Consider the following 13235-nt stretch of genomic DNA (forward strand, 5'->3'; position numbering starts at 1 on the left):
GCAACGCGGTGAACACGTTCGCCGTCGCGAGCAGCCCGAAGGCCGTGACGCAGCCGGAGAGCACGTGGACGACGCCTGCCAGCAGGGTCAGGCGCCTTCTTCCGCCGTGCCAGCTTTTTCTCCAGCCAGCTCGCGAGCTTGGTCAGAAGCAGGTTCAGCACGATGAAGATGATCGCGACGACGATCAGGCTCGGGATCGTGTTGCCGTAGAGACCGGTGAGCGGACCGGAAGCCCGGATCAGCTCGTCGAAGTTGATGGTCAGCTGACCGGCCAGCGCGGTGTCCTTGAGGATGACCACCAGCTGGCTCACCAGCGCGGGCAGCATCAGGGTGACGGCCTGCGGCAGCAGCACGTTGATCATCGTCTGGGTCTTGCGCAGGCCCAGTGCGGACGAGGCTTCGGCCTGGCCCTTGGGCAGCGCCAGGATGCCCGCGCGGAACACCTCGGCCAAGACCGAACCGTTGTAGAGCACCAGCCCGGTCACCGCGGCGAACAGCGGGCGGATCTCCGCGTTGATGTCGGTGTAGAAGGAGTAGAAAGCGGCGGCGAAAACCATCAGCAGCAGCACCGGGATGGCGCGGAAGAACTCGACGATCGCGCTGACCGGGACTCGGATCCACTTGTGCTCCGACAGCCGTCCGATGCCCAGCAGCGCGCCGATCGGCAGGGCGATCACGATCGAAAGTCCGGCCGCCTTCAAGGTGTTGAGCAAGCCGGGAAGCAGGAACTGCGTCCAGGTCTCACCGTCGATGAAGGGCTTCCAGAGCGCGCCTGCCCACTGGCCCTTCTCATCGAAGCCCACGTAGACGTAGTAGAGGACCAGCGCCAGGACAAGGACGAAGAGAACGCTGTAAAGCCAGTTCCGTGCCCGTGCCTTCGGACCGGGGGCGTCGTACAGGACAGCCTGTGTGCTCATCGCTTGACCTCGACCTTCTTGGCGACCCAGCCCAGCAGCAGGCCGAGGGGGAGGACCAGGACGACGAACCCGGCGGCGAAGAGGGCGAAGACCAGGAGTAGCGAGTCGGACTCGTTCTCCACCATCGACGACATCAGCAGCGCCGCTTCGGCCACGCCGATGACCGACGCGACCGTGGTGTTCTTCAGCAGGGCGATCATGACGTTGGTCAGCGGCGCGATCACCGACCGGAACGCCTGGGGCAGCACGATCAGCGTCAGCACCTGCAGGAAGCCGAGGCCCAGCGCGCGAGCTGCTTCGGCCTGGCCGACCGGGACGGTGTTGATCCCGGCCCGCAGCGATTCGCAGACGAACGTGGCGGTGTAGGCGATGAAGCCGAGGATCGCGAGCCGGAAGGCGTTGTCCTCCAACGACGTCGTCGAATCCGACGAGGCCAGGTTGAGCCCCAGGGTGGAGGACAATCCCAGCGACGTGAAGACGATGATGACGGTCAGCGGGGTGTTCCGGAAGATGTTGACGTAGGCGGTGCCGAACGCCCGCATGATCGGAACCGGGCTCACCCGCATCCCCACCAGGATCGTTCCCCAGATCAGGGAACCGATCGCGGAGAAGAAGGTCAGCTTGATCGTCATCCAGAAGGCGCCGAGCAAGTCGTAATTGGGATTGTCGAGGAAATCGAACAAGGTGCTCAACCCAGCCTCGGTATGGGAACGGTGCGCCGCGGTACACGGCGCACCGTTCGATTCCTTTTGATTCAGCGGCTCAGCGAGCCGGGTGTCAGGAGATTGCCGGGGGCTCGGGGATCTTGTAGCCCGACGGGCCGACGTTCTTCTCCAGAGCGGCCTTCCACGCGCCGTCCTGCTGCATCTTCTTGATCGCGTTGTTGATCGCGGTGACGCTCTCGGTGTCGTCCTTCTTCAGGCCGACACCGTACTTCTCGTCGGTGAAGCCCTTGCCGACCAGCTTCAGCTTGCCGGGCTGCTGCGCGGCGTAACCGCCGAGGATGACGTCGTCGGTGGTCATCGCGTCGACGGTCTTGTTCAGCAGCGAGGTGACGCAGTCGGTGTACTTGCCGCGCTCTTCGAGCTGAACTTCCTTGGCGTACTTGTCCTTGACGTTCTGCGCCGGGGTGGAACCCTTGACCGAGCAGAGCTTTTTGTTGCCGGTCAGCGACTCCGGGCCGGTGATGTCGGTGGAGTCGGCGCGGACCAGCAGGTCCTGGTGGGCGATGAAGTACGGGCCCGCGAACGAGACGTCGTTCTTGCGCTTGTCGGTGATCGAGTAGGTGGCGACGATGAAGTCGACCTCACCCTTCTTGATCAGGTCCTCACGCTGCGCGGACTGCGCTTCCTTCCAGGAGATCGCCGACTCCTCGACGCCGAGCTCCTTGGCGATGTACTTCGCCACGTCGACGTCGAACCCGGCGTACGTGCCGTCGGCCTGCTTCTGGCCGAGACCCGGCTGGTCGAACTTGATGCCGATGGTCAGCTTCTTGTCGTTCTTGGCCTTCGCCACCAGGTTCTTGGCGCCGCTGGAGCCGCTGCCGGCGTCCGACCCGCCACCACCACAGGCGGAGAGGGCGAGCCCGGCCGCCACGACGGCCGCGCTCATTCGCAGAACTCGGTTCAACCGCATTGTTCTCAGTTTCCTTCCGAATCTTGTCCAGCCATACCGGCCGGTGGGGAAGTCCTTAGTGGGTCAGGATTTTGCCGAGGAAATCCTTGGCGCGGTCCGTCTTCGGCTTGGTGAAGAACTCGTCCGGGGTGGAGTCTTCGACGATCTCGCCCTCGGACATGAACACCACCCGGTTCGCCGCACGCCGCGCGAAGCCCATCTCGTGGGTGACGACGAGCATCGTCATCCCGTCCTTCGCGAGTGTGGTCATCACGTCGAGGACCTCTTGGACCATCTCCGGGTCCAGCGCCGAGGTCGGCTCGTCGAACAGCATCACCTTGGGGCGCATGGCCAGCGCGCGGGCGATCGCCACGCGCTGCTGCTGCCCGCCGGACAACTGTGCCGGGTACTTGTCCGCCTGGTTGGCGATGCCGACGCGCTCGAGCAGGTCCATCGCGGTCTTGCGGGCCTCGCCAGAGCCGACCTTGCGGACCTTGATCGGCGCGAGCATGACGTTCTCGACGATCGTCTTGTGCGCGAACAGGTTGAACGACTGGAACACCATGCCGACGTCGGCGCGCAGCGCGGCCAGCGCCTTTCCTTCGGCGGGCAGCGGAACGCCGTCCACCGCGATCTCGCCGGAGTTGATGGGCTCCAGGCGGTTGATCGCCCGGCACAGCGTCGACTTGCCAGATCCGGACGGCCCGAGCACGACCACGACCTGCCCACGCGGCACCTCGAAGTCGATCTCCTTGAGCACGTGCAGGTCGCCGAAGTACTTGTTCACGGCGACCGCCTTGATCATCGGCGCCGCCACCTCCGCGGTCATCTGGCCTCCAGGAGCGTTCGTTTGCAGGGGACTGCGGGGTCAGGCACCACGCGATGGCGGAAACCTACTCCCGTCGGACCGCTTGTAAAGGCGGCTTGACCAATACTTAGGGTTTCAAGTCCGTATCGTTCTCAAGCCGCCGGACGGCCCCGGTCCACGCCCGTCCGGCGCTGATCAGCCTAGACAAGGCGGGGGTGTCCCGTAACCGGGGTCACACAAGATCTGTGACGCATCGTGACCGTTACCGCATGCGGCGGCTTCCTCGCTGGTCCGGACGGCGCAACGGTACGGGCAGCGCGAAAGGTGACTCACCCCATAGAGTCGTTCTTCAAGTCGTTGCGACGGCGGGACGGCGTGAAAGGGAAAACACGGGTGCGGGTACTGCTGGTGGAGGACGACGACCGGGTCGCGGGTGCCTTGACGCCCGCGCTGAGCCGTCGCGGCCTGACGATCAAACGCCTCGCCTCGGGCGCCGGGGTGCTCGAGGCGGTGCACGAGGTCGACGTCGTCCTGCTCGACCTCGGGCTTCCCGACATCGACGGGATCGTGCTGTGCCGCCGGATCCGGGCGGTCAGCGACGTCGCGGTGATCGTCGTTTCGGCGCGGGGCGAGGTCGACGACCGGATCCAGGGCCTGCGGTCCGGCGCCGACGACTATCTGGTGAAGCCCTACGACGTCGACGAGCTCGTCGCCCGCGTCGAGGCCGTGCGACGTCGCCGGGGTGAACGCCCAGCCGCGCCCGAACCGGCCGGAGTCATTCGGGCAGGTGATGTCTCGGTCGATATCGGGCGGCATGAGGTCCAGGTCGACGGGCAGCCGGTTTCATTGTCCCGCAAGGAATTCCAGGTGCTCGCGCTGGTCGTCACCGCCCGTGGCGCGGTCTGCGCCCGCGATCACGTGCTGACCGAGGTCTGGGGCCATCGCGGTCCGGCCGAGAGCCGCTCGCTCGACGTCCACGTCGCCACCCTGCGGACGAAACTGGGCAGGCCCGCGCTGATCGAGACGGTCCGCGGCGTGGGGTACCGCCTCGGCGGCGCCTACGGCCCGTCGGAAGAGGGCTGAGCCGGTGCGCGTCCGGCTGCAGGCGATCGTGCTCACGCTGGTCGCGGCGCTCGTCTTCGGCCTCGGTATCCCGCTCGCGCTGAGCGTGGCGGCCAGTGTGCAGCTCGACCTCTTCCTCGACCGGCTCACCGACACTTCCCGGTTCGCGTCGCTGGCCCAGCGGCCGCTCGTGGAGAACCGGCCGGGCCTGATCGAGGACGAACTCCGCCGCTACACCGAGGTCTACGACGTGCCGGTGGTGATCGTCGACCAGGACGGCGAGGCCGTGGCGAGGGCGCTCGGCGGTCCTGGCGATGCCGCCCGGATCGACCTGAAGGACGCCACCATCGCTTCGCACGTCCAGGCGGCCTTGGCCGGGCGTCGTTCGGAACCCGGTCCACTGCTGATGCCCTGGGCCACGGAACCGCTGGTGCTGGCCGAGCCGATCCTGATCGACGGTGAAGTGCGCGGCGCGGTGATCACGCTGTCCTCGACCGGAAAGGCCCGCACCGCCCTGCTGTGGTGGTGGCTGCTCATCGCGGCGGGCGCGGTGCTCGCGTTCGGGCTGGCGTTGCTGGTCGCGGTGCCGGTGGTGCGGTGGATCCTGCGCCCGGTGCGACGGCTCGACGACGCGACCGGGGAACTGGTCGCCGCCGTGGTCAGCGGCCGGGAGGTCCAGCGGGTGGGCGAGACGGGCGGACCGCCGGAACTGCGTCAGCTCGAACGGTCCTTCGATCGGATGGCCGCGAGCGTCGACGAGGCGCTTTCGGCACAGCGTGCCTTCGTCGCCGACGCTTCCCATCAGCTGCGGAACCCGTTGACCGCGTTGAAGATCCGGCTCGGCAACCTCGACGGGCATGTCGACGACGACCTGGCTGCGGCCGACCTCGAAGCGGCCATCGTGGACGCGCGACGCCTCAACCAGATCCTCGACGAACTCCTGTCCCTTGCCCGCGCCGAAGCCTCCGGCGGCGAACTCGTGCCCGTCGACCTCGACGAGATGGTGAGTGCCCGGGTCGCCGACTGGACCGTGGTCGGCGAGACCCGCGACATCGCGCTGGTCTCGTCCGGGCTAGGTGGCGGGCTCCGGGTGCTCACCCCGGCACGCGGGCTCGAAGTCGTGCTCGACGCGCTCCTGGACAACGCGCTGAAGTTCAGCGGACCGGGGACCGAGGTGCGGGTCGCCGTCACCACCGCGGACGGGAAGGTCGACATCGCCGTCCGCGACCACGGGCCGGGCCTGCGCGAGGAGGAACTGGAGCGGGCGGCGGACCGGTTCTGGCGCAGCACGGCGCATCAGAACGTCACCGGATCCGGGCTGGGCCTGGCGATCGTCACCGAGATCATGGCGCGGTCGGACGGCTCGCTGCGGCTCGGTTCGCCCGAAGGTGGCGGCCTCGAAGTGACCGTGACCCTGCCGGTCGCTAGTCCTTGAGCGAACGGAAGTAGCGCAGCGCGCCGGGATGCAGTGGCAGTGGCGCCGTCTCGATGGCAGGATGGATGTCGATCGACAACGCCGCCCCGGCGGCCTTCACCAGCTCGCCGCGAGCGTCGAACAGCCCGCGCACCAGCGCTTCCGCGAGGTCGTCCGGCATCGACGCCGAGACGACCAGGAAGTTCGGCAGCACGAGCGTGGTCACCGGTGCCTGCAGGTTGTACGCGGTCACCGGGATGGTCGCCGTGCGGTAAACCGGGCTGGTCGCGCGCAGCACGTCCGCCAGATCGGTGATGTCGAGCAGCCGCAGGCCGACCGTTTGCACCTTCTCCGTGATCGACGGCGTCGGCAGGCCACCCGACCAGATGACGGCGTCGATCTGACGGTTCTCCAGCGCGGGCAGCGCTTCGTTGAGGCCGAGGTTGCGCCGGTCGATGGCGCCGGTCAGCCCGGACGCCTTCAGCAGCTGCTTCGACAGGAACTCGACTCCGGAATCCGGCGAACCGATCGCGACCTTGCGCCCGCGTAACTGCGCGAACGAGGTGATCGGCGAATCGGCACGGACGATGACGTGCAGGTAGTCGTCGTGGACGCGGGCGAGCGCGGCCAGCCCGGCGGTGTTCTCGGTCGCGACGTCGGCGGCCACGAAAGCGACGTCCGCCTTGCCCGCGCGGACCTTCGCGATGTTGTCCGGCGAGCCCTGGGTCTCCTGGACCTCGGGGCGTTCGGCGCCCAGTTGCGCGGCCCAGGCATCGGCCAGCGGCTGGGCCAGCTTGTTGTAGACGCCGCCGTGGAGCCCCGCCGCGATGCGCACGCGCGTACCGGACAGATCGGGCCCGCAGCCGGTGACCAGGGCGCAGACCACGGCGAGCCCGGCAGCCAGCACACCCCGTCTCCTCATGAGGGTCGATCGTGCCATGGAACCCCGCCCGCGTACCCTCGGAGGCGAGATGAGCGCGCGTACTTACCAGATCCGCACCTTCGGCTGCCAGATGAACGTGCACGACTCCGAACGTCTTGCCGGGCAGCTCGAAGACGCCGGCTACGTTCCGGGTGACGGCGAGGCCACACCCGACCTGATCGTGTTCAACACCTGCGCGGTGCGGGAGAACGCGGACAACAAGCTGTACGGCACTTTGGGAAGCCTGCGGCCGCAGAAGACCGCGAAGCCGGATATGCAGATCGCCGTCGGCGGCTGTCTCGCGCAGAAGGATCGCGGCGAGATCGTCAAACGCGCGCCGTGGGTCGACGTCGTATTCGGCACGCACAACATCGGCGCGCTGCCGACGCTGCTGGAACGCGCGCGGCACAACGCCGAGGCCGAGGTCGAGATCCTCGAATCACTCGAAACCTTCCCCTCGACGCTCCCGGCGAAGCGCGACTCGGCGTACGCGGGCTGGGTGTCGATTTCGGTGGGCTGCAACAACACCTGCACCTTCTGCATCGTTCCCGCGTTGCGCGGCAAGGAACGTGACCGCCGTCCCGGCGAGATCCTGGCCGAGGTCGAGGCTTTGGTGGCCGAGGGTGTGCTCGAAGTGACGCTGCTCGGCCAGAACGTGAACTCCTACGGCGTCGAATTCGGCGACCGGCTCGCGTTCGGGAAGCTCCTGCGTGCCTGCGGTGCGGTGGAGGGCCTGGAGCGCGTCCGGTTCACGTCGCCGCATCCGGCCGCGTTCACCGAAGACGTCATCGACGCGATGGCCGAGACGCCGAACGTATGCCACCAGCTGCACATGCCGCTGCAGTCCGGCTCGGACCGGGTGCTGCGCGAAATGAAGCGGTCGTACCGGTCGGCGCGCTACCTCAAGATCCTCGACCGCGTGCGCGAGTCGATGCCCGACGCCGCGATCACCACCGACATCATTGTCGGCTTCCCCGGCGAGACCGAGGAAGACTTCCAGGCCACACTCGACGTCGTCGCGCAGGCGCGGTTCTCCAGCGCGTTCACCTTCCAGTACTCGATCCGGCCGGGCACGCCCGCCGCCGAGATGGACGGGCAGCTGCCGAAGGAGGTCGTGCAGGAGCGCTACGAACGGCTCGTCAAACTGCAGAACGACATCTCCTGGGACGAAAACAAGAAGATCGTCGGCCGCCGCGTCGAACTGCTGGTCGCCTCCGGCGAAGGCCGCAAGGACAGCGAAACGCACCGCATGAGCGGCCGCGCCCGCGACGGCAGGCTCGTCCACTTCACCCCGGCCGGACCACTGGTGGACCGCGTGGTGCGGCCAGGTGACGTCGTCGAGACCGTCGTGACCTACGGCGCCCCGCACCACCTCGTCGCCGACGGCGACCTGTTGTCGCACCGCCGCACCAAGGCGGGCGACAACTCCGAGGCCGGGCTCCGGCCGAAGACCAACGGCGTGACGCTGGGCCTTCCGGGCTTCGGCACCCCGGCCGTCACGCCGGAACCGGTGAGCGGATGTGCACTGTGACCGAACCGAAGATCGACGAACTCGCCGCCGAGATCGACGAGGTCGGTGACCGCGCGGCCAAGACGATCGAGCTGGGCAGGCGCGGGTTCTCCATCGCCGTGCTGGTGTTCGTGCTGCTGATCGCGCAACTGCTGCCGTGGGTCGGCGAGCACGCCGGCTGGGAGGTGCTGCTCGGCCGCGGCGGCGGGATCCCGCAACTGTTCGCCGCGACCTCCACCGGGATCGGGGTCTTCGCCTCGGCCGTGACACTGGTGACCCGGCGCTGGTGGCTGGCGTGGGTCTGCGCCGCGGGCGGCTGGTTCGCCTCGGTCGACGGGATGCTCGCGATCTGGTCGCAGCAGTCCTCGCACGCGACCGGCGCGGCCGGCGGCGGACCGGGCTTCGGGCTGATCGTCGCTTGGATCGCCACCGTCGCGCTGGCCATTTACTGGATGCGGGCCGCTTTCTCGCGTAGCTGAGGCTCCGGTACCGCTTGGGGTCGTGAGTGTTTTGGGTCGTTAGAGCCAAGAGTGTCTTAGGTGCCTACTGGATTTGGCTGCGGGGCTGGTCGCGGGTCAGGGTCTGTGAAGGACTCCTTGCCTAGGTACAGGAAGGCCCCCTTCCTGTACCTCAGGATCGCCGCTGTGGTCTCAGGTGCACCAGCAGGCACAGCGACGGCCGCGCGTGAAGGACTCCTTCCCTCGGCTCAGCCGAGGAAACTCGACCTTCACACCTTCCCAAGTACATGAAGGCCCCCTTCCTGTACCTAGGCGCAAGGAAGGGGGCCTTCCTGTACCTCAGGCGAGCACGGGCGCCAGTACCCGAGCCCACCGAACACCTCGTGAGTGTTTTGGGTCGTTAGAACGACCCAAAACACTCACGACCCAGCCGCCTCAAGAACCCCCAGAGTTACCGGTCCGCGATGGCCGCTTCCGCGGCCTCAAGCCACTCACGCCACTGCGAGGCCTGCTCGTCCGCCTTCTTCGCGCGACGCTCGTCGCCCGCCGCACGGGCCTTCGACGCCTGCGACTCGAACTGCTCGACCCGCTCGCGGAACTGGGCCGCCCTGGCCTGCGCCTCCGGGTCGGTCCGCCGCCACTTGCTGTCCTCGGCCGACTTGATCGAGTCCTGCACGGTTTTGAGGCGGCTGTCCAGTTCGCGGATGCGCTCGCGCGGGACCTTGCCGATGTCGTCCCACTGCTCCTGGATGCGCCGCAGGTGCTGCTTCGCCGCTTCGAGGTTCGACGCCGGGTCGATCTTCTCGGCCTCGACGAGCAGTTCTTCCTTCTGCTGCGCGTTGGTCGCGAACTCGGCGTCCCGCTCGGAGAACACCGAGGACCGGCGCGCGAAGAATTTGTCCTGCGCGGCGCGGAAACGCTGCCAGAGCGCCTCGTCGCTGTCCTTGGGTGCGCGACCGGCGGCCTTCCACTCGGTCATCAGGTCCTTGTAGCGACCCGCCGTGTCGCCCCAGTCGTCGGACTCCGAGAGCGCTTCGGCCTCGGCGATCAGTTCTTCCTTGCGGTTCTTGGCACCCGCGCGCTGCTTGTCCAGTTCGGCGAAATGCGAGCCGCGGCGGCGGTTGAACGCCTCGCGGGCCTTGGAGAACCGCTTCCACAGTTCGTCGTCGGTCTTCCGGTCGACGCCCTTGACGGTCTTCCACTCGTCCAGGATCGCGCGCAGCCGGTCACCGGCGGCCTTCCACTGGGTGGACTCGGCTGCCAGCTTCTCGGCCTCGTCGGCGAGGGACTGCTTGCGGACGACGGCGGCCGCGCGAGCCTCCTCGCGCTCCTGCTTCGCCGAGGCCAGCGCCTTCTCGGCGTGCGCGATGACCTGCTCGATACGCCCGCTCAGCGCGGCGAGGTCACCGACGACGGCGGCTTCGGCGAGACCGTCCCGCAGCTGCGTGGCGGTCGCGAGCGCGTGCTTCGGGTCGCCCGCGCCGGACTCCAGCCGCGTCTCCAGCAGCTCGACCTCGGTACGCAGGTCGTCGAAGCGGCGCGCGTAGTGGAGCAGACCCTCGTCCGGGCTCCCCGCCTGCCAGACGCCGACCGCGCGCTCGCCATCGGGCGTGACGACGTAGACCGTGCCTTCTTCGTCGACCCTGCCCCAAGCGGACGGGCTGGGCTCGGCGGGCGGCACGGGGGGTGCGGCGTGCCCGCCACCGAGCGCGTGCGGCACCGGATGCGGCGCCGGGGTACCGGTGGACGTGTTCTCCTGGGCCATCGCAGGCTCCTTATCGCCTGTACGCCCGCTGGCGCGGGCGCCCCGCCTAGCGGCGGGGCCGGGTAATGCGTTGCCGTCGTGCTTTCGGGGGTATCAACCCCTTGCGGCATTCAAGCAGCTCAGCGTCCACCGTGGTACCAGATGAATCACCAGAGGGCAGTGATCCTACTTCCGGAGGACCCTCCGTGTCGGTCGGTTGCCGGTCGGTCCGGGGCGGGAAGGTAACGTCGGCGGCCGTGATCCGCCGTGTCGCCGTGCTGCCGCAACCCCCGCTGCTCATCCCCGAACTGACCGCCGGTGCGGCCGACGAGTGCGCCGAGCTGCGCGAAGCCTGTCTCCAAGCGGTACAACGGCTGACCAGCGCCTCCGAGGACTGGCTCGTCATCGGCGCGGCCGTCGGCGCGCCGGAGGTGCCCGAACACGCGAGCGGCTCCTTCCGGGGCTTCGGCGTCGACCTCGGTGTCTCACTCAGCCGGGTGACAGCGCCCGAAACCGAGCTCCCGTTGCCCGCGCTCGTGGCGGGCTGGCTGCGGGAGCGGGCGGGGGCGTCGTCCGTGAAAATCCGGCTTGTCGATCCGGCGGCCACTCCTGACCAGTGCGAACTGCTCGGCCGCGAAATGGGGGAGCCCGCCGCCGTGCTCGTACTCGGCGACGGTTCCAGCCGGCACGGCCCCCGGTCCCCGGGCGGTGAGGACGTGCGTGCGGAGGATTTCGACGCCGAGATCCGCGACGCGCTGGCCAAGGCCGACACCGGGTCGCTGGCCGGGCTCGACCCGGACTTCGCCGCTGAACTCGGGGCCGGTGGCCGCGCGCCGTGGCAGGTCCTCTCCGCTCTCGCCGCCGACGGTGACTGGACCGCCAACGTCCTCTACTCGGCCGCGCCGTTCGGCGTCGGCTATCACGTCGCGGTCTGGGAACAGGCGTGATCCGGCCGGTGGCGGTCGTCGGGCCCACGGCGACCGGGAAGAGCGCGCTGGCGGTGGAGCTGGCCATCACCCTCGGGGGTGAAGTGGTCAACGCCGACGCACTGCAGCTGTACCGAGGGATGGACATCGGGACGGCCAAGGCGACCGCGGAGGAGCGCCGGGGCGTGCCGCATCACCTCCTGGACGTCCTCGACGTCACCGAGACGGCGTCGGTGGCCGCGTACCAGCGCGACGCCCGCGAACGCGTCGAGGAACTCCTCGACGCCGGGAAGGTGCCGATCCTCACCGGCGGCTCCGGGCTCTACCTCCAGGCCGTGCTGGACGACCTCAAGTTCCCTGGCACCGATCCGGCCGTGCGCGCCCGGCTCACCGCCGAGGCCGACGAGATCGGCGTCGCCGCGATGCACGCGCGGCTGAGCGGACTGGACCCGATCGCCGCCACGGCCATCCTCCCGACCAACACCCGCCGCGTCGTGCGGGCGCTGGAGGTCATCGAGATCACCGGCGAACCGTTCTCGGCGAACCTGCCGAAACCGGGGCCCGCGCGCTACGGCACGGTCCTGATCGGCATCGACCGCGAACCGGCGGACCTCGACGGCCGCGTCGATCGCCGCGTGGAGCTCATGTTCGACGCCGGTCTCGTCGACGAAGTCCGGGCGCTGCTGGGGAAAGGGCTTCGCGACGGGCTCACCGCGTCGAGGGCGCTGGGCTACCAGCAGGTGATCGCCGCGCTGGACGGTGACGGCGACTTCGTGGCCGCCGCCGAGGCCACCGCACAGGCCACCCGGAGGTTCGTGCGGCGGCAACGTTCCTGGTTCCGGCGTGACAAGCGCATCGAGTGGTTTGACGGCGGCTCGGAGCGGCTGGCCGAGCGCGTCCTCGACGTGGTCGCCCAGTAACCTCAATCCCATGGGCGGCATCGAATTCCTTAAGGGACACGGCACACAGAACGATTTCGTGCTGCTTCCCGACCCCGACGGCCGCCTCGAGCTGACCGAGGCGCGGGTGGCGGCGCTGTGCGATCGCCAGCGCGGTCTCGGCGCCGACGGTGTGCTTCGTGTCGTCCGGTCTGCCGCGCTCGGCGTGGAGGCCGAAGAGTCGGCGGGCGAATGGTTCATGGACTACCGCAACGCCGACGGCTCGATCGCCGAGATGTGCGGCAACGGCGTCCGGGTCTTCGTGCGCTACCTGGTCGATTCCGGTCTCGTGACCGAGCGCGATTTCGTCATCGGCACCCGCGCCGGCGACCGGCCCGTGCGGCTGCACACGGACGGTTCGGTCACCGTGCGGATGGGGCCGGCGACGATCACCGGAACTTCGGTCACCGTGGTCGCCGGGCAGCCGTTCTCCGGGGTCGCGGTGAACGTCGGCAACCCGCATCTGGTGTCGGTCGTCGAGGACGACGTCGACGAACTGGACCTGCGTGACCAGCCGGACTTCGACGAGGACGTATTCCCGGACGGGGTGAACCTCGAGTTCATCAACCTGCTGGGGGACAACGCGCTGAAGATGCGTGTCCATGAACGCGGCGTCGGCGAGACGCGCTCCTGCGGCACCGGCACGGTCGCCGCGGTCGCGGCCGCACTGCACCTCGCGGGCACCGACACCGGCGAAGCGACCGTCGACATCCCCGGTGGCCGGGTGATCGTCGAGGTGCGCCGTGGTGGATCCACCCTGACCGGACCCGCCGAGATCGTCGCGCGCGGCGAACTCGACGAAGCCTGGTGGGCGGGGCTCGGCTCTTAGTGGTCGGTTTCGGAAGTCCTTCGGGGTCTCGACGGCCCAGCTTCCCGCTGGACGTACGGCCGAAAGGCCCGAGTACAACCCGGTACGAGGACC

At 68.6% G+C, this 13235-nt stretch carries 13 protein-coding genes; 7 read left to right on the plus strand and 6 right to left on the minus strand.

Annotated elements, in window-relative coordinates; all coding sequences use genetic code 11:
• From AB0M65_RS35480 to AB0M65_RS35495, 4 genes are all read right to left on the minus strand, one after another.
• Positions 1 to 917 (minus strand): amino acid ABC transporter permease (locus tag AB0M65_RS35480; RefSeq protein WP_364037988.1); only part of this gene is annotated, 917 nt, incomplete at its 3' end.
• Positions 914 to 1609: an amino acid ABC transporter permease gene (locus tag AB0M65_RS35485; protein ID WP_364037991.1), complete on the minus strand. Its 696-nt coding sequence runs from the start codon at positions 1607 to 1609 to the stop codon at positions 914 to 916. The genes AB0M65_RS35480 and AB0M65_RS35485, both read right to left, overlap by 4 nt.
• An 85-nt stretch (positions 1610 to 1694) precedes the next feature.
• Positions 1695 to 2552 (minus strand): glutamate ABC transporter substrate-binding protein, encoded by an 858-nt coding sequence (locus tag AB0M65_RS35490; protein ID WP_364037994.1) that lies wholly within the window; start codon positions 2550 to 2552, stop codon positions 1695 to 1697.
• A 55-nt stretch (positions 2553 to 2607) separates the two neighbouring features.
• Positions 2608 to 3336 carry an amino acid ABC transporter ATP-binding protein gene (locus tag AB0M65_RS35495; RefSeq protein ID WP_364038018.1) on the minus strand — a complete coding sequence of 243 codons (729 nt, stop codon included), beginning with the start codon at positions 3334 to 3336 and terminating at the stop codon, positions 2608 to 2610.
• Positions 3337 to 3732: 396 nt separating this feature from the next.
• On the opposite strand from AB0M65_RS35495, the gene AB0M65_RS35500 reads away from it, so the two are divergent.
• Both AB0M65_RS35500 and AB0M65_RS35505 read left to right on the plus strand, forming a co-directional pair.
• Complete coding sequence (locus AB0M65_RS35500) at positions 3733 to 4422, plus strand: response regulator transcription factor (RefSeq protein WP_364038021.1); 690 nt, start codon at positions 3733 to 3735, stop codon at positions 4420 to 4422.
• Between the two features lie 4 nt (positions 4423 to 4426).
• Positions 4427 to 5836 (plus strand): HAMP domain-containing sensor histidine kinase, encoded by a 1410-nt coding sequence (locus AB0M65_RS35505; protein ID WP_364037997.1) that lies wholly within the window; start codon positions 4427 to 4429, stop codon positions 5834 to 5836.
• Here AB0M65_RS35505 and AB0M65_RS35510 read toward each other — a convergent pair.
• Positions 5826 to 6737 (minus strand): TAXI family TRAP transporter solute-binding subunit, encoded by a 912-nt coding sequence (locus AB0M65_RS35510; protein WP_364038000.1) that lies wholly within the window; start codon positions 6735 to 6737, stop codon positions 5826 to 5828. The genes AB0M65_RS35505 and AB0M65_RS35510 overlap by 11 nt on opposite strands.
• A 16-nt stretch (positions 6738 to 6753) precedes the next feature.
• On the opposite strand from AB0M65_RS35510, the gene miaB reads away from it, so the two are divergent.
• Both miaB and AB0M65_RS35520 read left to right on the plus strand, forming a co-directional pair.
• A complete protein-coding gene (gene miaB / locus AB0M65_RS35515; RefSeq protein ID WP_364038024.1) occupies positions 6754 to 8268 on the plus strand; it encodes a tRNA (N6-isopentenyl adenosine(37)-C2)-methylthiotransferase MiaB in 1515 nt (504 codons plus the stop codon).
• Positions 8256 to 8726: a hypothetical protein gene (locus tag AB0M65_RS35520; RefSeq protein WP_364038003.1), complete on the plus strand. Its 471-nt coding sequence runs from the start codon at positions 8256 to 8258 to the stop codon at positions 8724 to 8726. The genes miaB and AB0M65_RS35520 overlap by 13 nt, the downstream gene beginning before the upstream one ends.
• 430 nt (positions 8727 to 9156) lie before the next feature.
• Here the strand turns inward: AB0M65_RS35520 and AB0M65_RS35525 are convergent, their stop codons facing one another.
• Entirely contained in the window at positions 9157 to 10470 is a 1314-nt protein-coding gene (locus AB0M65_RS35525; RefSeq protein WP_364038006.1) for a DUF349 domain-containing protein, read from the minus strand.
• 236 nt (positions 10471 to 10706) lie between these two features.
• Between AB0M65_RS35525 and AB0M65_RS35530 the strand changes: the two genes are divergently transcribed.
• The 3 genes from AB0M65_RS35530 to dapF are packed head-to-tail and all read left to right on the plus strand — an operon-like array spanning position 10707 to position 13142.
• A complete protein-coding gene (locus AB0M65_RS35530; protein ID WP_364038009.1) occupies positions 10707 to 11396 on the plus strand; it encodes a class III extradiol dioxygenase subunit B-like domain-containing protein in 690 nt (229 codons plus the stop codon).
• A complete protein-coding gene (gene miaA / locus AB0M65_RS35535) occupies positions 11393 to 12295 on the plus strand; it encodes a tRNA (adenosine(37)-N6)-dimethylallyltransferase MiaA (protein WP_364038012.1) in 903 nt (300 codons plus the stop codon). The genes AB0M65_RS35530 and miaA overlap by 4 nt, the downstream gene beginning before the upstream one ends.
• 10 nt (positions 12296 to 12305) lie before the next feature.
• Complete coding sequence (gene dapF, locus AB0M65_RS35540) at positions 12306 to 13142, plus strand: diaminopimelate epimerase (RefSeq protein WP_364038015.1); 837 nt, start codon at positions 12306 to 12308, stop codon at positions 13140 to 13142.
• The last annotated feature ends 93 nt before the right edge of the window (positions 13143 to 13235 follow it).

Source organism: Amycolatopsis sp. NPDC051071 (assembly GCF_040682875.1).
Taxonomy (GTDB): domain Bacteria; phylum Actinomycetota; class Actinomycetes; order Mycobacteriales; family Pseudonocardiaceae; genus Amycolatopsis.

Bases quoted from the DNA above. Each gene is read 5' to 3' on its own strand.
- AB0M65_RS35490 (WP_364037994.1), bottom strand. From the start codon at position 2,552: ATGCGGTTGAACCGAGTTCTGCGAATGAGCGCGGCCGTCGTGGCGGCC.
- AB0M65_RS35495 (WP_364038018.1), bottom strand. From the start codon at position 3,336: ATGATCAAGGCGGTCGCCGTGAACAAGTACTTCGGCGACCTGCACGTG.
- AB0M65_RS35510 (WP_364038000.1), bottom strand. From the start codon at position 6,737: ATGAGGAGACGGGGTGTGCTGGCTGCCGGGCTCGCCGTGGTCTGCGCC.
- miaB (WP_364038024.1), top strand. From the start codon at position 6,754: ATGGAACCCCGCCCGCGTACCCTCGGAGGCGAGATGAGCGCGCGTACT.
- AB0M65_RS35520 (WP_364038003.1), top strand. From the start codon at position 8,256: ATGTGCACTGTGACCGAACCGAAGATCGACGAACTCGCCGCCGAGATC.
- AB0M65_RS35525 (WP_364038006.1), bottom strand. From the start codon at position 10,470: ATGGCCCAGGAGAACACGTCCACCGGTACCCCGGCGCCGCATCCGGTG.
- dapF (WP_364038015.1), top strand. From the start codon at position 12,306: ATGGGCGGCATCGAATTCCTTAAGGGACACGGCACACAGAACGATTTC.